The sequence below is a fragment of the Vibrio sp. CUB2 genome (assembly GCF_001557945.1).
GTDB classification, from domain to species: domain Bacteria; phylum Pseudomonadota; class Gammaproteobacteria; order Enterobacterales; family Vibrionaceae; genus Vibrio; species Vibrio owensii.
In genome coordinates this window covers 15,327-36,289 of sequence record NZ_LNRB01000020.1, presented here as the reverse complement: position 1 = coordinate 36,289, position 20,963 = coordinate 15,327, and the positions used below count along the sequence as shown (strand labels likewise).

The 20,963-nt window shown below is 47.3% G+C and carries 19 protein-coding genes; 6 read left to right on the top strand and 13 right to left on the bottom strand.

Annotation, left to right across the window (positions count from 1 at the left end; translation table 11 throughout):
- Positions 1 to 33: 33 nt before the first annotated feature.
- A complete protein-coding gene (punC, locus tag ATB78_RS23725; RefSeq protein ID WP_061010809.1) occupies positions 34 to 1,239 on the bottom strand; it encodes a purine nucleoside transporter PunC in 1,206 nt (401 codons plus the stop codon).
- Positions 1,240 to 1,392: 153 nt separating this feature from the next.
- On the opposite strand from punC, the gene punR reads away from it, so the two are divergent.
- Both punR and ATB78_RS23715 read left to right on the top strand, forming a co-directional pair.
- The gene (gene punR, locus ATB78_RS23720) at positions 1,393 to 2,298 is read left to right on the top strand and encodes a DNA-binding transcriptional activator PunR (RefSeq protein WP_061010807.1); all 906 of its coding nucleotides are present in this window, start codon (positions 1,393 to 1,395) and stop codon (positions 2,296 to 2,298) included.
- Positions 2,299 to 2,386: 88 nt separating this feature from the next.
- Positions 2,387 to 4,066: a sensor domain-containing diguanylate cyclase gene (locus ATB78_RS23715; RefSeq protein WP_061010805.1), complete on the top strand. Its 1,680-nt coding sequence runs from the start codon at positions 2,387 to 2,389 to the stop codon at positions 4,064 to 4,066.
- A 48-nt stretch (positions 4,067 to 4,114) separates the two neighbouring features.
- Here the strand turns inward: ATB78_RS23715 and ilvA are convergent, their stop codons facing one another.
- From ilvA to ilvG, 5 genes are read right to left on the bottom strand one after another with little or no spacing between them, the layout of a single operon-like run.
- Entirely contained in the window at positions 4,115 to 5,662 is a 1,548-nt protein-coding gene (gene ilvA / locus ATB78_RS23710) for a threonine ammonia-lyase, biosynthetic (RefSeq protein ID WP_005440790.1), read from the bottom strand.
- A 4-nt stretch (positions 5,663 to 5,666) separates the two neighbouring features.
- Positions 5,667 to 7,508, bottom strand: a complete 1,842-nt coding sequence (gene ilvD, locus ATB78_RS23705; protein ID WP_061010803.1) for a dihydroxy-acid dehydratase — start codon at positions 7,506 to 7,508, stop codon at positions 5,667 to 5,669.
- A 13-nt stretch (positions 7,509 to 7,521) separates the two neighbouring features.
- The gene (gene ilvE / locus ATB78_RS23700) at positions 7,522 to 8,460 is read right to left on the bottom strand and encodes a branched-chain-amino-acid transaminase (RefSeq protein ID WP_061010801.1); all 939 of its coding nucleotides are present in this window, start codon (positions 8,458 to 8,460) and stop codon (positions 7,522 to 7,524) included.
- A gap of 12 nt (positions 8,461 to 8,472) precedes the next feature.
- A complete protein-coding gene (gene ilvM / locus ATB78_RS23695) occupies positions 8,473 to 8,757 on the bottom strand; it encodes an acetolactate synthase 2 small subunit (protein ID WP_005440786.1) in 285 nt (94 codons plus the stop codon).
- A gap of 11 nt (positions 8,758 to 8,768) precedes the next feature.
- Positions 8,769 to 10,415 (bottom strand): acetolactate synthase 2 catalytic subunit, encoded by a 1,647-nt coding sequence (gene ilvG / locus ATB78_RS23690; protein WP_005440785.1) that lies wholly within the window; start codon positions 10,413 to 10,415, stop codon positions 8,769 to 8,771.
- 462 nt (positions 10,416 to 10,877) lie between these two features.
- Between ilvG and ATB78_RS23685 the strand changes: the two genes are divergently transcribed.
- Positions 10,878 to 12,401, top strand: a complete 1,524-nt coding sequence (locus tag ATB78_RS23685) for a YifB family Mg chelatase-like AAA ATPase (protein ID WP_061010799.1) — start codon at positions 10,878 to 10,880, stop codon at positions 12,399 to 12,401.
- Between the two features lie 49 nt (positions 12,402 to 12,450).
- Here ATB78_RS23685 and ATB78_RS23680 read toward each other — a convergent pair whose 3' ends face one another.
- The gene (locus ATB78_RS23680; protein WP_039987213.1) at positions 12,451 to 13,407 is read right to left on the bottom strand and encodes a DUF2860 domain-containing protein; all 957 of its coding nucleotides are present in this window, start codon (positions 13,405 to 13,407) and stop codon (positions 12,451 to 12,453) included.
- A gap of 164 nt (positions 13,408 to 13,571) precedes the next feature.
- Between ATB78_RS23680 and ATB78_RS23675 the strand changes: the two genes are divergently transcribed.
- The gene (locus ATB78_RS23675) at positions 13,572 to 14,450 is read left to right on the top strand and encodes an acyltransferase (protein ID WP_005440777.1); all 879 of its coding nucleotides are present in this window, start codon (positions 13,572 to 13,574) and stop codon (positions 14,448 to 14,450) included.
- A 41-nt stretch (positions 14,451 to 14,491) separates the two neighbouring features.
- On the opposite strand, the gene ATB78_RS23670 is transcribed toward ATB78_RS23675, so the two are convergent.
- The 5 genes from ATB78_RS23670 to ATB78_RS29615 form a co-directional block, all read right to left on the bottom strand.
- Complete coding sequence (locus ATB78_RS23670; RefSeq protein WP_061010797.1) at positions 14,492 to 15,094, bottom strand: thiol:disulfide interchange protein DsbA/DsbL; 603 nt, start codon at positions 15,092 to 15,094, stop codon at positions 14,492 to 14,494.
- A 34-nt stretch (positions 15,095 to 15,128) separates the two neighbouring features.
- Entirely contained in the window at positions 15,129 to 16,115 is a 987-nt protein-coding gene (locus ATB78_RS23665) for a serine/threonine protein kinase (protein WP_061010795.1), read from the bottom strand.
- Positions 16,116 to 16,163: 48 nt separating this feature from the next.
- The gene (ccoG, locus tag ATB78_RS23660) at positions 16,164 to 17,585 is read right to left on the bottom strand and encodes a cytochrome c oxidase accessory protein CcoG (RefSeq protein WP_041061113.1); all 1,422 of its coding nucleotides are present in this window, start codon (positions 17,583 to 17,585) and stop codon (positions 16,164 to 16,166) included.
- Positions 17,586 to 17,897: 312 nt separating this feature from the next.
- Positions 17,898 to 18,164 (bottom strand): YihD family protein, encoded by a 267-nt coding sequence (locus ATB78_RS23655; protein WP_005429763.1) that lies wholly within the window; start codon positions 18,162 to 18,164, stop codon positions 17,898 to 17,900.
- 122 nt (positions 18,165 to 18,286) lie between these two features.
- Positions 18,287 to 18,454 carry a hypothetical protein gene (locus ATB78_RS29615; protein WP_020196731.1) on the bottom strand — a complete coding sequence of 56 codons (168 nt, stop codon included), beginning with the start codon at positions 18,452 to 18,454 and terminating at the stop codon, positions 18,287 to 18,289.
- A 296-nt stretch (positions 18,455 to 18,750) separates the two neighbouring features.
- On the opposite strand from ATB78_RS29615, the gene ATB78_RS23650 reads away from it, so the two are divergent.
- Both ATB78_RS23650 and ATB78_RS23645 read left to right on the top strand, forming a co-directional pair.
- Positions 18,751 to 19,557: a sporulation protein gene (locus ATB78_RS23650; RefSeq protein ID WP_020196732.1), complete on the top strand. Its 807-nt coding sequence runs from the start codon at positions 18,751 to 18,753 to the stop codon at positions 19,555 to 19,557.
- Positions 19,558 to 19,629: 72 nt separating this feature from the next.
- Complete coding sequence (locus ATB78_RS23645; RefSeq protein WP_020196733.1) at positions 19,630 to 20,283, top strand: hemolysin III family protein; 654 nt, start codon at positions 19,630 to 19,632, stop codon at positions 20,281 to 20,283.
- 38 nt (positions 20,284 to 20,321) lie between these two features.
- Here the strand turns inward: ATB78_RS23645 and ATB78_RS23640 are convergent, their stop codons facing one another.
- Positions 20,322 to 20,960, bottom strand: coding sequence for a DUF3157 family protein (locus ATB78_RS23640; protein ID WP_061010793.1), 639 nt, complete (start codon positions 20,958 to 20,960; stop codon positions 20,322 to 20,324).
- Positions 20,961 to 20,963: the final 3 nt, after the last annotated feature.

Here is a 20,963-nt window from a genome sequence, read left to right as displayed (position 1 = left end):
TGTTTATTGTTTTTAGACTGAGCTTACTGGTTTTTAAAGCTCGTCTTCACTTACCACTCGAGCATTGTCAGGTGTTGTGAAGTGCTGAGACAATTCACGGTTAGACAGAATGTAACCCATCCACAGACCACCCATACAAATCACAATAGCAACACCTGTCACCATTTGTGCTTGGCTCGCCATTGCTGCAACGAGTGCGCTTGATAGGCTGCTCACGGTAATTTGCAGGCTGTTTTGTAGACCAGCAGCCGTAGCAGGACTCTGTTGAGCACTTGCTAAGGCGCGGTTTACGACGATTGGGTAAAGCGCACCGTTTGCCACCGCAATCAAACAGAATGGAGCTAGGATTGGCCAGATAGAGGTCAGTTGCCATTGTGACGCAGCGAAGATAAGCAGTGCAGCAACACTAAACAGGCCAATCAACTGACGCAGAATCTTTTCGTCACCATATTTACGAACGCCAACCTTACCTAAGTAGCCACCAACCATGAAAGCAATAGTTTGTGGGATAAAGCTCAAACCGATGTCTTTTGCTTCATAGCCGAGTTGAGACATGATTTCTGGCATACCGGTTAGGTAAGCAAAGAAAGCCGCAGACGCTGTTGCAAACATAAACACGTTACCTAGGTAAGTTTTAGAACCTAGTAGTGATTTGATGTCTGAAGAGATGCTGGTTTGTTTTACTTCTACTTTTTCATCTTTTTGCGCCATTGTCGCAACGACAAGCAGTACGCCCATCAGCGTCAATGCAACAAAAATGCTGTGCCAACCGAAGTTGTTTGCCAACAACACACCTAGCTGAGGGGCTAGTGCTGGAGACAGTGCTACAAGCGGCATGATAGTGGCAAAGATTTGTTGGCTCTGGCTAGAGTGGCGTTTGATTACCATCGCTTGCCAAATAACGGCTGGAGCACATACACCGATAGCCTGTACAAAGCGCAGTGCTAAGAGCTGCCACACTTGCTCACTGAATGCGAGACCGAATGAAGCAACAGTAAACAGCGCTAAACCTGCGGCTAGCGTATTACGATGACCAAATTTGTCTGAAGCCAGACCCCACATCAACTGACCAAAAGCCATACCAACAAGAAAGACGGTCAGAGAAAGTGCGATTTGTTCTGGACCTGTAGCAAAGTCGATTTCCATCGCTTTGAAGGCAGGTAAGTACATATCGGTGGCGATAAAGCCGAGCATAGATAGGGCTGCTAGATAAACAAGCTGTAGTTTTGATATTTTCATGATTCAACCAATCAAATTATTTAATCATTTTTTGTTCAGTATCAGTTGGCGCCAACCCTGATTTATTTACCTCGCCATTCTATTTTTCGATTTTGAGAAAATAAAACGCTAAAATTGTTGGTTATCAATCAAATTTTTTGAAAGGTCGAAATCATGTTCTCCAAGTCTTCACTGGAAATGCTCGATACCGTTGCTCGTTTGGGTAGTTTTACTGCGGCAGCAGAGGTGCTGCATAAAGTGCCTTCTGCAATTAGCTATGGCGTGCGCCAAGTTGAGCAAGAGTTAGATGTGGTTTTGTTTCGTCGATTACCGAGAAAGGTGGAATTGACGCCTGCAGGTGAGTTGTTTATCGAAGAGGCGCGCTTGTTGCTCAGGCAAATGGCAGAAGTGAAAGCGCAAACTCGCCGCGCGGCACATGGCTGGCAATCAACACTCAAGCTCACACTGGATAACGTGGTTAAGCTCGATAAGCTCAAGCCTCTGGTTGAGGATTTCTATCGAGAATTTGAATTTGCAGAGCTGCAAATCAACATGGAAGTGTTTAACGGCTCTTGGGAAGCCATTGCTCAAGGGCGTGCTGATATTGTTGTTGGAGCCACGTCTGCCATCCCGGTAGGTGGTGATTTTGAAGTCAAAGACATGGGGATGTTGGACTGGGCATTTGTAATGTCTCCTGCACATCCTTGTGTTCGCCAACAAACCCTAACAGAAGAGTTTGTCAGTCAATTTCCGGCGATCTGTCTCGATGATACTTCTAACGTGTTGCCAAAACGTCACACAGGGCACTACCCCAAACAGAGACGTTTATTGCTGCCTAACTGGTACAGCGCAATTGAGTGTTTAAAAAACGGAGTCGGAGTGGGTTACATGCCACGCCATATTGCGATGCCGCTTATCCATGAAGGCGTGCTGGTGGAAAAAGTTCTGCAGGATGATAAGCCGTTGAGCCAATGCTGCTTGGTATGGCGTAATGACGATAATCACAAGTTGATTCAATGGATGGTGGATTATCTTGGTTCGTCAAGTCAACTGCATCGAGATTGGCTACAACATTCATAAAAATGGAAATTGCTTTAAACACCTGTTGACAACATGGTCAATTTATTAACAATCAAAACAAAGTTCGGTAAATTTAGGATGAAGGATTATGTCAAAGCTAGTGGATCGAAAATGGCAAATCTTACCGATCATTGCATTGTCTGTGTTTATGTTGGTGGGGCTTTACGGTTTTTATATGACGCTTGAGCGTTCTGTGCATGATTCAGTTCAGCGCACTACCGAGTCATTGCTCACTGACGTTATTTATGAAATCAAGGAAGACAACCCTCACTTTGCTAGCGAGTCGGATATCGACGACTACATTGGCGATCTCACGCAAGCGGATGCGGACGCTCGTATTCAAGTGATAGATCAGCAAGGGACGGTGGTAGGTGATACCGCACTTTCTGATCGTGCTCTGATTGGCTTGGAGAGTCACGGCGATCGTCCGGAGTTTATTCAGGCTTGGGAAAACGGATCTGGCTACGATGTGCGCTTTAGTGAAGTGCTGTCGGTCGACCTATTCTACGTTTCACGCAAGATTGAATTTGATGCTCAGGAATTTGTGGTCGTGTTATCCGTACCGATGCATCACCTTAAAACCATGACTTCGGAGTTAATGGCAATCTTAGGTGTGATGGTTGTTTTGAGTATTGGTTTTCTTATTGCGACCTCGATCTTCAGTCATCGCCAAATTATCCATAAAGTCTCTGAAGAGCAGAAAAAGCAGGACGAGCGTATTCGTCAACGCACTCTAGAAATCGAGCTAATGCATCGCCTAGCGAATATGCTGGCAGCATGTAACAACCTGGTCGAAGCGCAAATGGTGGTGGAAGACATCGTGCCGCGTATCCTCGGTAAAGTGAATGGCAGTATTTCCCTGATGCGTTCTTCGCGCAACCAGTTGGTTACTCAACTTGATTGGGGAGAGAGTTGGCCGGGCAGTCGTTCTTTCGCTCCGGATGAATGCTGGTCATTGCGCAAAGGTCGCAGTCACTTATCGATAGAATCTTTCCATAACCTCACGTGTGAGCACATGGCATCGGTTGAGAATAACCAAACGTTGTGCATTCCTCTGACAGCGCATGGGAACACTATTGGCATTATGCATTTGTACTTTGGCCAAGGTGATATCAAGGTTGACGAGATGACCATGCAGCTTGCTTACAGTGTGGCGGAGCACCTTGGTTTGGCATTGGCTAACCTGAGCCTGCAAGAAAAACTGCGCTCGCAAGCACTGAGCGATCCGTTGACAGGTTTGTACAATCGTCGCTTCTTCGAGCAGAAGCTGACTGAACATGTGAACAACTCGGCAACCAGTACAGAAGATATGTCTCTATTGATGCTCGATCTCGACCACTTCAAGCGATTTAACGACAACTTTGGCCATGATGCCGGTGATTACGTGCTCAAAGAGATTAGCGCTCTATTAAAACGCACCGTCTCTGAAGATGAAACGGCGTGTCGTCTCGGTGGAGAAGAGTTAGCCGTGATTCTGCCGCATTGCGATATGGCTTCCGCGACCGACTATGCACAAAACATTGTTGACCAGATTAGAGCGTTGCATCTTGAGCACAAAGGTTTGTCGTTAGGGCAGTTAAGTGTGTCGATTGGTGTTGCAACGTATCCAGAACCGGCTTCGGATATTGAGGGACTGGTGAAGATGGCGGATAAGGCGTTGTACCTTGCGAAAGACCAAGGTCGAGACCGTGTTGTTAACTATCAGCAATACAGCGAGTTCAAGGCGCCAGAGCCGGAAACGGCAGAGATTGCGTTGATTCAAAGTTGATAAAAAAATCCCTCATCAAACGAGGGATTTTTTATTGCATGATACTGGTTACGACAAGAAGAACTTGTAAGACGGGTTGTCTGTTTCGTCTTTGCATTGATAGCCAAGTTCGCGCAAATGCGCAGAAAACTGAGCTAAGTCGCTTTCATCTAACTCGAAACCACATAAAACGCGTCCGTAGTCAGCGCCGTGGTTACGGTAGTTGAACAAGCTGATATTCCAATGAGTACCGAGTGTACTCAAGAACTTAAGCAGCGCTCCCGGATATTCTGGGAATTCAAAGCTGTAGAGGCGTTCTTTGAGTGGCTTAGATGGCTTACCACCAATCATGTAGCGCACGTGCAGTTTCGCCATTTCATCATCAGAGAGGTCAACCACAGGGTAGCCACCATCACGTAAGTCGTGAATGATGTTTTCTAGCTCTTCCTGACCGCCTTGCAAACGAACACCGACAAAGATATTCGCCAGGGCGTCATCATTGTAGCGATAGTTAAACTCCGTTACGGCACGGCCGCCAATGAGGTTACAGAACTCAAAGAATGCACCTTGACGCTCAGGAATAGTAACTGCAAGCAGACCTTCACGTTTCTCACCAAGCTCGCAACGCTCAGAAACATAACGCAGACCATGGAAGTTAGTGTTTGCACCAGACAGCACGGTGCCTAGATTCTTACCTTGCAGTTTGTTTTGCTCAGCAAACTTCTTCAAACCTGCCAGAGCAAGTGCGCCTGAAGGTTCAGCAATGGCGCGAGTGTCTTCAAAGATGTCTTTTACTGCTGCGCAGATTTCATCGCTAGAGACCGCAATATGGCCATCAATGTACTTTTGACATAGACGGAAAGTCTCTTCGCCAATGCGTTTTACAGCGACGCCATCGGCAAACATACTGACTTGGTCTAGTACCACTGGCTCACCAGCATCCAAAGCGGCTTTGAGGCATGACGAATCTTCTGGCTCAACCGCAATCACTTTGATTTCTGGCATGAGCTGCTTCACAAGCACCGCAACACCCGCAGCCAAACCGCCACCACCGACAGGGACGAAGATGTAGTCAAGGTGACCATTTTGTTGCAGCATTTCCATGCCGATGGTGCCTTGACCTGCAATCACCAGTGGATGATCGAAGGGAGGGACAAAGGTGTACCCGTTTAACTCGGATAGACGCTCTGCCTCGGCTTTTGCCTCATCAAAGTTACTGCCGTGCAGCACCACGTTGCCACCAAAGCCACGTACCGCATCAACTTTGATGTCAGGTGTGGTTTTTGGCATCACGATAGTGGTCTTGATGCCTAGCTTAGTACCAGAAAGCGCCATGCCTTGAGCGTGGTTACCTGCAGATGCTGCGATGACACCTGCGGCTTTTTGCTCTTCAGACAGGCTTGCCACCATGTTGTATGCACCGCGCAATTTGAACGAGTGCACGGGTTGGCGGTCTTCACGTTTGATTTGCACATTGTTGCCAATACGAGCAGCAAGGCGAGGCATCTCTTGCAAAGGTGTGACAGTCGCGACTTCATACACAGGAGCACGCAAGATCTGGCGCAGATAATCTGCACCAGATTGGTTTTCCTGTTTTAAGGGAAAGGGTTGACTCATAAAGCTAGCCCTCAAGCTTAGATTTGTCTCGTACTGCACCTTTGTCAGCACTGGTCGCCATACTTGCGTAAGCTTTGAGTGCAAATGAAACTTCACGTTGGCGGTCTACCGGTTTCCAGCCTAACTCGTCTTGTTTCGCACGGCGCTCTGCAAGTTCTTGTTCAGACACTTGAAGTGAAATTGAACGGTTTGGAATATCAATCGCAATAATGTCGCCTTGCTTCACCAAGCCAATCGCACCGCCGTTTGCTGCTTCAGGAGAGGCGTGGCCGATAGACAGGCCAGATGTACCGCCAGAGAAACGGCCGTCAGTCAGAAGTGCACACTCTTTGCCAAGGCCCATCGATTTTAGGTAAGTGGTTGGGTACAGCATTTCTTGCATGCCCGGGCCACCTTTAGGACCTTCGTAGCGGATAATTACCACGTCGCCTGCTTTTACTTTGCCACCCAAGATGCCTTCCACGGCGTCTTCTTGGCTTTCAAATACTACGGCTGGGCCAGTGAACTTATGAATGCTCTCATCAACACCAGCTGTCTTAACGATACAACCATCCAGCGCGATGTTGCCTGATAGAACGGCTAGGCCACCTTCTTGGCTAAAGGCATTTTCTTTGGTACGAATACAACCTTCTGCTCGGTCATCATCAAGGCGATCCCAGCGGCAATCTTGTGAGAACGCTTGAGTGGTGCGAATACCCGCAGGGCCTGCGCGGTAGAACTTAAGTACTTCTTCGTCTTCAGTTTGGATGATGTCGTATTTTGCCAGCTGCTCTTTCATCGAAAGGCCAAGTACGGTGCGCGCATCATTGTGTAGTAGACCTGTGCGGTCAAGCTCACCAAGAATCGCCATTACGCCACCAGCGCGGTGTACGTCTTCCATGTGATATTTCTGGGTAGATGGTGCCACTTTGCATAGGTGTGGTACTTGGCGAGATAGGCGATCGATATCTTCCATATCGAAATCCACTTCGCCTTCTTGCGCTGCAGCCAATAGGTGCAAAATAGTGTTGGTCGAGCCACCCATTGCAATATCCAGCGCCATTGCGTTTTCGAACGCATCAAACGTAGCGATGTTGCGAGGTAGTGCTGATTCGTCATCTTGCTCGTAGTAACGACGAGTCAGTTCAACGATACGACGACCTGCATTGAGGAACAGTTGTTCACGGTCAGCGTGTGTTGCCAGCATAGAACCGTTACCCGGTTGAGAAAGACCCAGTGCTTCCGTTAGACAGTTCATTGAGTTTGCAGTGAACATGCCTGAACACGATCCACACGTTGGGCATGCGCTGCGTTCGATCTGCTCACTTTGCTCGTCAGACACTTTTGGATCCGCACCTTGGATCATTGCATCAACAAGGTCTAGCTTGATTATCTGATCAGAAAGCTTGGTTTTACCCGCTTCCATTGGACCACCAGAAACAAAGATAACAGGGATGTTAAGACGCATAGATGCCATCAACATTCCCGGAGTGATTTTGTCACAGTTAGAGATACAAACCATGGCATCGGCACAGTGCGCGTTGACCATATATTCTACTGAGTCTGCGATCAGTTCGCGTGAAGGCAGTGAGTACAGCATGCCGCCGTGACCCATTGCGATACCATCATCAACCGCGATGGTGTTGAATTCTTTTGCGATGCCGCCGGCTTTTTCGATTTCACGTGCTACAAGCTGACCCATGTCTTTTAGGTGTACGTGACCCGGAACAAATTGAGTAAATGAGTTTACGACGGCGATGATTGGTTTACCGAAGTCTTCTTCTTTCACACCCGTTGCACGCCATAGTGCTCGTGCTCCCGCCATGTTACGACCATGTGTTGTGGTTGCTGATCTATATTTTGGCATTTCCTAATCCTTCTTACTTCTGTTCTGGGTACACATAGTCTAACCAGCCCCACTTATCTTCCGTGGTACCGTTAAATAGGCCAAAGTAGGCCGCTTGTAGTTCTTTAGTGATTGGGCCGCGTTTACCTGTGCCCACATCAATTTTGTCGATAGTTGCTACTGGTACAACTTCAGCTGCGGTACCTGTCATAAAGACTTCATCGGCAAGGTAAAGCGCTTCACGTGCAATATTGGCCTCACGCACTTCATAACCTTTATCGCGTGCAATAGTCATGATCGAATCACGAGTAATGCCCGGTAGAATCGCGCTCGTTGCTGGTGGTGTAGTGATCACGCCGTCTTTGATAACAAAAATGTTTTCACCGGCGCCTTCCGATAGGTAACCATCGACGCTCAGTGCGATACCTTCGTCATAGCCGTGACGACGAGCTTCACCACCAACGAGCAGTGAAGATAGGTAGTTACCACCTGCTTTAGCCGCAGTTGGGATGGTGTTAGGTGCTGCGCGATTCCAACTAGAGATCATGGCATCAACGCCAGCTTCTAGCGCTTCTTCACCTAGGTAAGAGCCCCAAGGGAATGCGGCAATGATTAGGTCCATCTCTGTGCCAACGGGAGGACACACGCCCAAGCCAACATTACCGACAAAACCCAATGGACGAATGTAAGCACTGTCGAGTTTGTTCTGGCGCAGTGTTTCGCGTGTTGCTTCCATGATTTCTTCCACTGTGTATGGAATCGGGAAGCGGTAAATCTTGGCAGAATCTTTTAAACGTTGTGCATGCTCACGGTGACGGAAGACAATTGGTCCTTTTGGCGTGTTGTAGCAGCGTACGCCTTCAAATACAGAGGTGCCGTAGTGCATTGCGTGAGTCAGAACGTGAACGTTCGCCTCTGCCCACGGAACCATCTCGCCATTAAACCAAATGAAATCTGCAGTTTTCGTTGCCATTTATTGCCTTCCTTATGCACTCACGTGTTGTTGTAAGTTGTGATTTGGGAGTTCATCGTTGCGGATCTTAAGTACCTCAACGGTACGAATGTCCCACAACTTCTCAATTTGATTGACCAAAAACGAGATAGGTCGATCGCTGTCGACGATGATCTCTACGCTGGCTACTTTGCTTTCGTGGTTTTGGGTAGCCGCGACTTGTTTGATCACAAAGCCTCGGTGACGAATCACACGAAGAACGCGCTCCAACAATACCGGTTTATCGTCGGCTTTGATGTCGAGTAAATATCTGTCCATGCGATTGTCTCCTAAGTGTTTTCCAACATATCACTGTTTGATGCACCAGGTGGTACAAGTGGCCACACGTTCTCTTCTTCGTCGATTAAAACGTGAAGCATGTAAGAAGTCTTACTTTCTAGCATCTCTTTGAGAGCCGGTTCGACTTCTTCCTTCTTGGTGATGGTTTTACCCGGGATATCGAACGCTTTGGCCAGCATTACGAAGTCTGGGTTGTCATCAAGAATGGTTTCGCTGTGGCGGCCGTCAAAGAACAGCGACTGCCATTGGCGAACCATGCCAAGACGTTGGTTGTTAAGAAGGACAATCTTTACTGGAATCTGACGACGCTTCAGCGTGCCCAACTCCTGCACGTTCATCATAAATGAACCGTCACCTGTAATAAGGATAGACTGATCATCAGGACGTGCGACTGCAGCGCCCATCGCCGCTGGTAGGCCAAAGCCCATAGTGCCAAGGCCAGCAGAAGTGATGAAGTTTTGTGGATCGCGTGGTTGGATGTGCTGTGCTGCCCACATCTGATGCTGACCTACGTCGGTCGAGACAATAGAGCTATCCGGCATCATGTCTGACAACTGTTTAAGTAGCAGCGGAGCGTAGATCAACTCGCCCGGGTGGTCGTAACGCCATTTGAATCCGCTACGCAGGCTTTCACTGTGATGTACCCAAGGAGTGATATCTTGAGTGAGCTCTAGTTGAGGAAGAATCTTGCTGATCTCACCACGAAGAGGTGCATTGGCGTGGCGAAGCTTATGGATTTCAGCCGCATCGATGTCGATATGAATGACTTTCGCGTTTGGCGCAAACGTGTCGAGCTTACCTGTCACGCGGTCATCAAAACGTGCCCCAACCACAATCAAAAGGTCACATTCTTGAACCACAAGGTTTGCGGCTTTGGTGCCATGCATGCCCAACATACCTAAGTAGTGCGGGTCGTGACGTTCAATGGTGCCCAAACCTTTTAGCGTGCTTACTGCTGGCATTGGGTTTAAACGTAGGAATTCGCGTACTGAGTCTGTCGCTTTGGCAATCTGTACGCCACCACCGACGTATAAAACTGGACGAGTTGAAGCGGCAAGCACTTCTTGAGCGCGCTGGATATCAGCATCAGTGACTAAAGGTGCAGCTGGTGGAACAAAAGGAGGCAGTAATTCGGTTGGTGCTTGTGCAAGCTGAACGTCTTTGGCGATATCAACAATCACCGGACCAGGACGCCCTGTTTTTGCTACTTCGAACGCTTCGGCTAGCGTTGGGGCAAGGTCTTCAATCTCAGTCACTAGATAACTGTGTTTGGTACAGGCTAGAGACATTCCGATCACATCCATTTCTTGGAACGCGTCGGTACCGATATGAGAGCTAGCAACCTGACCTGTGATGGCTACTAGAGGAACGGAATCGAGGAAGGCGTCGGCAAGGCCAGTAACAAGGTTGGTGGCGCCTGGGCCTGAAGTGGCCATACAAACGGCAACGTCTTGCGTCGCTCGAGCCATCCCGATGGCGGCCATTGCAGCCCCTTGCTCATGACGGCATAAGATGTGTTCTACACCTCCGTCATACAACGCATCGTAGATTGGCATGATGGCTCCACCAGGATACCCAAACACCGTCTCGATGCCTTGCTGTCTTAAAGCGGCTACGACTAGTTCTGCACCGGTCATCGTAAACCTCCTTTGCTACGTTGTGGCTCGTAGCTATCGCCATGTGTTTTGCACTTCATGTGCACTCCCATTCTTCCCGTTAAGCTGTCTAAGGGTTAGACAGATGACAACTTGTAGTTGTAAAAAAACCCCCGGACTTCTCAGTGCGGGGGTTTTTTGTAATTTGTGGTTATCTTTCGCCCACAATCCCCCGCGCGGTGCCAATAATGACCACGATAATCAGGGCTAGCAGTGAGTTGATGTGAGCGAATAAGTTCATCTGTCTGTCGTTCTGTTTTCGTTAATAAGTATTGTGTAATGTTCTACGAAAATGTTTGCGTCACTAGTGGTAACACACAAATCTGCTGCATGACAAGCAAAAAGTCATTCTTTTTTCACATTAAGTACCAATCTGGACAGGCTATATAACATATCCATATAGAAAACATCTGGTTATATAACGTACAAGAATTTGAGGAAATTATGGGGCTGGCAATCATTCATAGTCGAGCAAGTGTGGGTGTGCAAGCGCCGTCGGTAAGTGTGGAAGTCCACATCAGTAACGGGATGCCGGGCTTTACGCTAGTGGGTCTACCGGAAACGACAGTAAAAGAATCGAAAGATCGCGTCCGCAGTGCGATCGTCAATTCCAACTTTCAATTCCCTGCCAAGCGAATTACGGTAAATTTGGCACCTGCGGATCTGCCCAAAGAAGGTGGACGCTTCGATCTGCCAATTGCATTAGGGATTTTGGCAGCTTCAGAACAAATCGCGACAGATAAGCTCAAAAACTACGAATTTGTTGGTGAATTAGCCCTTTCTGGCGGACTAAGAGCTGTAAAAGGCGTGCTGCCTGCTGCATTGGCTGCGAACAAAAAACAGCGCCGTTTAGTGGTGCCTCATGCCAATGGTGATCAAGCAGCATTAGTGGGTAAAGAGCAGCACAAATCTGCTCAATCGCTATTGGAAGTTTGTGCTGAGCTTTGTGGTCAGCATCAATTGAATTTGTATCAAACCCCGAAGAAAAAAGAGATCAAAAAACACAGCCGAGATTTGCAAGACATCATCGGTCAACAGCAAGGTAAACGCGCTTTAGAGATCGCTGCAGCAGGCAATCACAATCTATTGTTTCTTGGCCCACCTGGTACGGGGAAAACCATGCTGGCATCACGCCTGTGTGACTTGTTACCTGAGATGAATGTTGAAGAGGCAATGGAAACCGCTTCTGTGGCATCACTGACCCAAAGTGAAATCAACGAGCACAACTGGAAGACGCGACCGTTTCGCGCGCCGCACCATTCTAGCTCAATGGCAGCGCTCGTGGGGGGCGGTTCTGTGCCTAGGCCGGGTGAGATTTCATTAGCACACAATGGGTTACTGTTCCTAGATGAGATGCCTGAGTTTGACCGTAAGGTGCTCGACTCTTTACGTGAGCCATTGGAGTCTGGTGAAATCATTATCTCTCGCGCGCAGGGTAAAACCCGCTTTCCAGCTCGATTCCAATTGGTTGGCGCATTAAATCCAAGCCCGACAGGGTATTACGAGGGCAATCAAGCTCGGACAAACCCGCAAGCCATCCTGCGTTACCTTGGTCGGTTATCAGGCCCGCTTCTTGACCGCTTTGATATGTCGTTAGAGATTCCCGCATTGCCAAAAGGCACACTTGCTGAAGGGGGCGATCGAGGAGAGCCTACCGCTGTGGTTAAGCAAAGAGTCAATCAGGCCAGAGAAAGCATGGTGAAACGCAGTGGTAAAGTGAACGCGTTATTGGGAAGTCGAGAGATTGAAGCCTTTTGCCCGCTGCAAAAAAGCGACGCTGAGTTTTTAGAAAATGCGCTGCATCGCCTTGGATTATCGATTCGTGCTTACCATCGCATCATCAAAGTCGCACGCACTATCGCTGATCTGGAAGGCTCACCGCAAATTGAGCGAACGCATCTGGCAGAAGCTTTGGGTTATCGAGCAATGGATAGGTTGCTCAAGCAGTTGACGGCTCAAGCGGTATAAGGAATAAAGAAATCGCAGTGAGCGGCTTTGCTCACTGCGATTAACGTGTCTAGAAGTCGTAGTTCAAACCGACAGACAGTAGGTATTCTTTTTCATCGTAGAAGGTGATGTTGGAATCGTTGTTCCCGTAACCTGCCAGAGAGATGAGTGACCAGTTTTCCCAATCGAATACGTTCTTGTACTCGTAGGCCGCGAACAAGCTGAGTTTACCGTCATCACGCGTCTTATCGAATGTATCACTGTCTGCTTCGTAGTTTTTCAGCGTGTAGCCTGCCGTAACTGCAAAACGATGGCGATTCACAAACTGGAACCAACTTAATTCGAATCGGTAAGAGTCGAAGGATTCCGCTTCGCCATCTGCATCTTGGTAGACATAAGTAAATGCGGGTTGCAGCATCGACGTGCGGCTGAGCGGAATGCGGTAGTCACCTTTGATGTGGTAGATCTTTGCATCACGCAGCAAAGATGAATCGGTCACGGTATCTTTTTCTACGTCTTTATCTGCGTACGCCAAATCAAGATTAAAGTTGTCGTCTAAGAAGCGATTGATTTGGAGACGAAACGCATTGCCGCCCTCATCGGTGGTTTTTCTCGACTGTCCCGTTAAGTACGGATCTTGCCAAGTTTCTCCCTCCAAGATGGTTGGTAAGTAGGAAAAGTCGAGTACAGTGCCTGAAGCCAGTTGGTATTTGTAACCAAGTTGGAAGGCGAGAGTACCGATCGCGATATCGGAACGAGTGGTACCGGCATACACTTGGTGGTTGAGTTTATTACCAAAGGTATACGCTGCGCTGCCTAGCGGTGCAACGATAAAAGATTCATCACTTTCGGCACGCTGATTCAATGACGTGATAGTGCTGTTGCTGTCTGTATTGAAGTTGGATTCTGATGAGACGAAGCCTGCGTTCAACGAAATCTCACCGCTAAAACCTGCTGTTTCTGCAAGCTGAGCTTGTGCTGAACTGACGATAAAGGCCAAAGGCAGTAAGGTTAGCCTTGGATTCATTCGCTTTCTCCTTGTTTGTCGAATGAAAGATGTCACTTGAGCGTTGGTCCAGTTTTACAGTGAAACAAATCTGACCATTCTTACAAATGTTTCAATGTGGCAACGGATTCGTATAATTACACGCTGTTTTATTACTCACGCGCTATAGTTACTGATTGGTTACCATGTTGGCATATTTGTTACTCATTTTTAACGCTTCTTTTGTGATTATAAATTCTGCGGTTTGTTCCATCGCAATTTGTATCATCGCCATTTTTAAGCTGTTGCTTCCAACTGCGAAGCTCAAAGCCAAAGGCACCGAGGCTGCCAACAAAATGATGTGGGTGTGGGCAACGGTCAACGCCGGTATTCTTGCGCTCTCAAATCGCGTTGAATGGGATGTTCAAGGCGGTGAAAACCTAAAGAAAGACGGCTGGTACTTACTGATCAGTAATCATCTTAGTTGGACTGACATTGTTGTACTGTGTTGCGTGTTTAAAGATCGCATTCCGATGCCAAAATTTTTCCTTAAGCAGCAGCTATTATATGTGCCTTTTATCGGAATGGCATGCTGGGCGTTAGATATGCCGTTCATGCGTCGCTATTCGCGAGAGTATTTGCTTCGTAATCCAGACAAACGTGGGCAAGATCTGCAAACCACGCGCCGTTCATGCGCCAAGTTTAAACATACGCCAACCACAGTGGTGAACTATGTAGAGGGCACACGCTTTACTCAAGATAAGCAACGTAAGAGCCGAGCGGGTTATCAACATTTGTTGCAACCTAAATCTGGTGGCATTGCTTATACGTTAGCGGCCATGGGGGAGCAGTTTGAGAACATCATCGATGTGACCTTAGCGTACCCAGAAAACACCAATAAACCCTTTAAAGATATGCTGATGGGGCGTATGACCAAAATTGTGGTGCGAGTGAAGGTTCTGCCAGTTGATGAGCGAGTGTTGGGTGATTACTTCAATGACAAGCCATACAAACGCCAGTTCCAACAATGGTTAGGTGATGTGTGGCAAGAGAAAGACCAAGTGCTGCAAGAGATTCATAAATAGAAAGGGGAGCAATGTGCTCCCCTTTTTAATGACGGTCTGGATTACTTCAGTGTCAGCAAGTAATTCACTAGCGCAAAGTACTCGTCAGTAGACTTAATGCCCTGTGCTTGAACTAGGTATTTGTTGTTAACGATAACCGCTGGAACACCAGTTAGGCCGCTGTTTTCAAATTGCTTGTCCATACGGCGAACCATTGAATCAACCGCGAAGCCTTTGAATGCAGCATCGAATTTCTTCGCATCTACGCCTTCATCTAGGAAGATTTGACGAAGCTCTGCATCGTCACGAGGTGCTTTACGCATGTTGTGAATGCGGTTAAACATCACAGGTACCATCTTGTCTTCAATTTTAAGCGCAACCATGGTCGCGTATGCTTTGCTCATTGAAGGGCCCATGTTGCCACCCATGAATGACACGTGGTTCTTTTGCAGTTTCACATCTTCAGGTAGCTGCTTCTTCAGTTGCTGAATGATCGGCTCGAAAGAATGACAGTGTGGGCAGTAGAAAGAGAAGAACTCAGTCACTACAGGCTTTTTCGATGCCTCTAGAGCCAATACTTTGTAATGTTCACCTTCTTTGAATTGCGCTGCATGTGCCGACAGGCTTAGCATCAGCATAGAAAACAGTGCGAACAGCTTTTTCATTTAATTATCTCCATTTTGAATTGTTCGGCCTGACTTACCATTGAGGCATTAAAGATAGCGGTGCTTCTTCTAAGTTGGCAATCTGCTCTTTAAATGCAAGGACCTGACCTTCCCAGTATTTTGGCTCATTAAACCATGGAAAAGCGAGCGGAAATGCCGGGTCGTGCCAACGTTTTGCTAGCCATGCCATATAGTGCACCATTCGTAGACCGCGAAGTGGTTCGATTAGTTTCAATTCTGCCGAGTTAAAATCGCAAAACTCTTGGTAACCTTCTAAAACAATATCTAATTGCATTAGCTTGTCTTGGCGCTCGCCATTGAGCAGCATCCATAAGTCTTGTACCGCTGGGCCATTACGTGAGTCATCCAAATCGACAAACATTGGGCCATCGCGCCATAAGATGTTCCCCGGATGGCAATCGCCGTGCAGACGAATCGTGCTGAAGCCTTCTTGCCAGTGACTTTCAATCGATTTAATCAGCATATCCAAATCATTGAAGAAGCTGTTCTCCAAATGCATCGGAATCATGTTGGCGTTTTGCAGAATCTCTCTTGGTTGATAGAGGTATTCTTGCAAGCCTATGGTTGGTCTGTGTTGAAAGGATTGGCGGCTACCGACTTTGTGGATGCGGCCAAGGAAACGACCCACGCCTTCGAGCTGCTCTAAGTTGTCGACTTCATACTGACGGCCACCCACGCTCTCAAATAAAGCAAAACCGTAGCCTTGGTAATGATGCAAAGTATGACCATTAATGCGAACGGGTGGAGCGACCGGAATTTCGTTGTCGATCAATTCAAGTGTGAAATCATGCTCTTCTTGAATCTGCTCGTTGCTCCAACGTTCAGGGCGGTAGAACTTCACCACGTAGCGCTGACGCTCTTCGTCTGTGAATTGGTAAACGCGGTTTTCGTAGCTGTTGAGTGCTAGAAAGCCCGATTCTGCTCGAATGCCGATGCTCTCTAGCGCGTACCACATAAAGTCAGGCGTGAGGGCATCAAAGTTGAAAGTACCTTGGGACATATAAATAAAAAGGCTCATTACTGAGCCTTTTTCCATTGGTCATTGAAGTTATAGCTTCTTGATAAATCGGCTTTCCACTTCAATGGTGAATTCGTTGCTCTTATCGGTGAGTATAAACTGAATTGTCGTGATCGCAGAGTCTAGCTTGTCAGGATCTGCGCCAAGGCTCATTGGTAAGTTCAATACCTCTCCTGGTTCAACTTGAATGGTTTGTTTGCCATACCAGCTAACATCACTCAAACCTTCGACGTTCAAGTCGTACTCTTGAACTTGTTGAGTTTTGTTGATCACTTTCAAGGTATAGGTGTTTTCTACTTCGCCAGAGCTGTTCACTCGGAACAATTGGTTACGGTCACGTAGAACACTCATGCCTGCTGGATCAACCGATGCCACTTGTAGGAAGAACAGGCCAATCATGACTAAGAGCACTGCGCCATAGCCAAGCAGTTTCGGACGCATAACTTTGGTGCTTTTGCCTGAGAGACGATGTTCCGTGGTGTAGTTGATCAGACCTTTCTCGTAACCCATGCGTTCCATGGTGTTGTCACACGCATCAATACACGCACCACAATTGATACATTCATACTGCAAGCCATCACGAATGTCGATGCCGGTAGGACATACCTGAACACACAAGTCACAATCGATACAGTCACCTAAACCAAGCTGTTTTGGATCGGCTTTGCGTGAACGAGGGCCGCGCTTCTCACCACGTTTGGTGTCGTAACCCACAATGAAAGTGTCTTTGTCGAACATCGCCGATTGGAAACGCGCGTAAGGACACATGTGAATACACATAATAGAGCGCATCCAGCCTGCATTGCCGTAGGTACAAATGGCAAAGAACATCACCCAGAAGACTGGCCAGAAGTTGGCATTAAAGGTGAAGAAGTCGATAACTAGCTGCTTCATCGGCACGAAATAACCGACAAAGGTGAAGCCAGTGGCGAGCGCTATCGCAAACCACGCTATGTGCTTGATGGTTTTGCGCATTGCTAAATTGGCTGTCAGTTTATTGGAGTCCTGCTTACGGCGTTTATTAGCACTGCCTTCGAGTTTTTCCTCAAACCAGATATAAATGAAGGTCCACACGGTTTGCGGGCACAAGTAGCCACACCAAACCCGCCCCAAGAAGGTGGTGATAAAGAACAGCCCAAACGCGGCTATTACAAACAGCAGTGCGAGTAGGGTAAGGTCTTGTGGATACAGCGTTGTGCCGAAAAAGTTGAACTGCTGGTTACCGATGTCCAGCAAAATGGCTTGGCGCTCGCCGTAAGGAATCCATGGAACCAATGCAAACAACAGCAACAAAAACCAACCGCCATAACGACGCAGCTTTTGAAACGTGCCTTTACTCTCACGTACATAGATTCGATTACTTGGGTTGAAACGATCCCCGTTCCCTTTGTGGGTTTTCGGGTTAAAGGTTTTTGGAGTCACATCTTTGATATCAATCTTATCCTGACTCATGCACTCATCCTTCTTTAGGCTTTCTTATAATGTACGGTGACATTTCTAATGATGTCACTCGATGACATTGCTGCTTCGCCCATATCATTATTCATGACGGGACATAATTATTTTAGTAAATACTGATGAACGGCGATTATACAATCAATAACAATTCCGTTTCTTTAACGCAGTCAACGTTTAACAACAAAAGTCAGTACAGTTAACCTGATAAATGACTGAACAGTTATAAATACCTTTTTGAACTGTTTGATTTAGTTATAAAAAAAGCGACTCAAATGAGTCGCTTATCAATGCTGGGTGTTGAGCGGTTTACTTGATGATACCGCGTGCGCGTAGGATCGCTGTTTTGAAATCATCTTCTTGGTCTTTCTTAAGACCAGGGATCATTTCATCTTTGCCGCTGTTGCGCATTTTTAGGTGGTAGATCAGCACGTCGTCGGTGAGATCTTCCAGTTTACCTTCGTAACCCGCTTCGTTTGCCAGTTTCATGATGAACTGTAGCAGGTTCATTTCTTGGTCTTTATGCCACTCAGGCTCTAGTAGCTCAAGCAGCTCTTCAATACGATGACACTTCATTTCTTTCTCCACAGAATTTATAGGTGTTATTTGCTACTAAAGGTATCAAATTGCTTGGCGAACACCAAATAGGAAAGGGCGGAGAGAAAAGAAAAAAGCGCGGTGATTGCCGCGCTTTTTAATTAAGCTGCTTTGATAACTTTGTTTGGAACACTTGGCACAATCGCTGTCTTCTCAACCAGAGTCATTGCTGGCGCAACTAGTTTTGCCTTTGGCGCAGTAGTAAAACCACTGCGACGGCGCATTGCACTACGATTTGTATGTGCGAACCTGACTGTTGTTGGGCGCATTTAGATACCTAACTGCCAGGCATATCCATTGCCGATGTAATGGCCTAACTCACTATGAGTTGAGCTTCAACTGCTTGAAGGGTGGCTCTTCTGGCTCTCGCCAATCCAAATAATGAATCAGGAATAACGATATGCATGCATATCATGTATAGGTTAGCACTCCTGTCATAATTGGTCGATAGTTGAGCAGTTGAATTGTATGGAATTTATGGTTTTCTGTGCGAATTCGAGACGAAAATTTGTTTTGATCCCATGATCAGCAGTAGTAGTATGAGATCTCTACCAAGGAGGTGCATATGTCATTTTTGAAGAAGACACTTGCGAGTTTTGGGATCGGCAGTGCCAAGGTTGATTCGATCCTAAACCAAGACGTGCTGTTTCCCGGTCAGAGTGTGGATGTCTCTATCCACGTCTATGGCGGAGCGACCGAACAAGCGATCGATAACATCGATCTCAAGCTGTGTTGTCGTTATATCGCGGAAGCGCCAGACGATCGCGGAGCAAGAGAAGGGCACAGCATGCGACGCGTACCCCAAACGCATGTTCTGGCAAAGTGGAACCTCCCATACGCATTTACTATCCATCCCGGCGAAGATCGAACCTTCGAAGTTAAACTTGATGTGCCGTGGAATACCCCTGTCACCATCGGTGATGCCAAAGTCTGGCTAGAAACGGGTTTGGACGTTGCGATGGCACTCGATCCTACCGACAAAGACATTCTCACCGTTAGACCTGACCCACTTATGGATGCCGTTTTGTCTGCTTTTGAATCGCAAGGTTTGCGCATTCGCCAAGTAGAGTGCGAAGAAGTTAAAGGCTTCGACCTACCATTTGTACAAGAGTTTGAAATGGTGCCAACCGATGGCCCATATCATGGCGTATGGCGAGAGTTGGAATTTGTTGCTCACCGCGACGAGCAAAACCTCAAACTGTGGTTTGAAGTAGACCGTACCCGCAGTGGAGCAAGTGGCATGCTGGCGAGCTTACTCGGGAGTGGCAAACTAAAACGCGAACTGAGCATTCCGGTGAACACGAAACTGGATGACGTTGGCCCATTAATCCTGAATTACCTCGAACAAACCACGGCTGCACACGAGTCTTAATTTAAGCTTACACGTGTACGCTTAATGTGCCATACTAGAGTGAATATTCAAAACTCTAGTATAGGCACGTTCATGTCCTCACCTCAGAAAGCACAATACAGTCAGGGCGAAGAACTGGCCAACTCCATTACCCATGGTATCGGAATGATTTTCGGTATTGTTGGCTTGGTACTACTATTGATTAAAGCCGTCGACCACCAAGCCGACGCGTTAACCATTACCAGTATGGCGATCTATGGTTCTAGCATGATTGTCCTGTTTCTGGCCTCTACGCTCTACCATGCGATCCCATATCCAAAAGCTAAGCGTTGGCTGAAAACCTTCGATCACTGCGCCATCTATCTTTTGATTGCGGGTAGCTACACACCGTTTCTATTGGTTAGCCTGCGCACCCCATTGGCGATTGGGTTGATGATTGTTATTTGGACCATCGCGCTGATCGGCATCATCATGAAAGTCGCGTTTGTCTATCGATTCAAAAAATTGTCTTTGATGACGTATCTGGTGATGGGCTGGTTATCTTTGATCGTGATTTACCAACTGGCGATAAATCTGGATATTGGTGGTTTGACGCTTTTAGCTGCGGGTGGGTTGGTGTATTCGATTGGGGTGATTTTCTACGTTGCCAAGCGAATCCCATTTAATCACGCAATTTGGCACGGATTTGTGTTGGCGGGTTGTGTATGTCACTTCTTCGCGATTTATTACTTTGTCGAGCCTATCTAACTGATAGAGATAAACCCGACAAAGCATGTCTTATCGTATTAGCGAGTTTTCACTTCTAATACTTCTGCTGAGAACTGGTATTGCTGCGACTGTGGCACTGCCAGTTTAATCGCTTTACCTTGCTCGGCCTGTTGTGGGCGAAGGTAGGTATCTGCCATGCGTTTGATAGACTGCCAAACCGTGATGTTTTCTTTCGCTAATTGTTTGCCAGCCATATCGAATACCTGCACTTCCACTTCTACCTGAATCACCGATTGTGAGTTTTGGTTAGTGATAGAAGTAGGGAAGACCAGTTCACCATCTTCATAGCTTGCCGAGCCAATCAATACATCCACTCCTGAATCAGACAGCTGCATGGTTGGCTTCTTCGCGTTTACAACAACGGTAGTACCGACTTTCTTGTTCACAACCGGAATTGTCGCCATCTCTGTTGTTGCAGGAGCTGAAGTTGCCACGGCTTCAACGGCGGTGGTTGAGGCTACGACAGCCGCAGCTTCTACTGCTTCAACTTTCTCTAGTGTGGTCTCTGCGGCTTTTGGTGTGGCCTTTTTCACGACATATTCCCATGTGAAGTCGTCGTTCAGTTTTACTTCGCGCCCATCCGCCAGTTTCACAACTTCGGCTGCGTAAACCGATGAAGAGGCGAGTAGGGTCGCCAGAGTGATCCATGTTTTCATTGT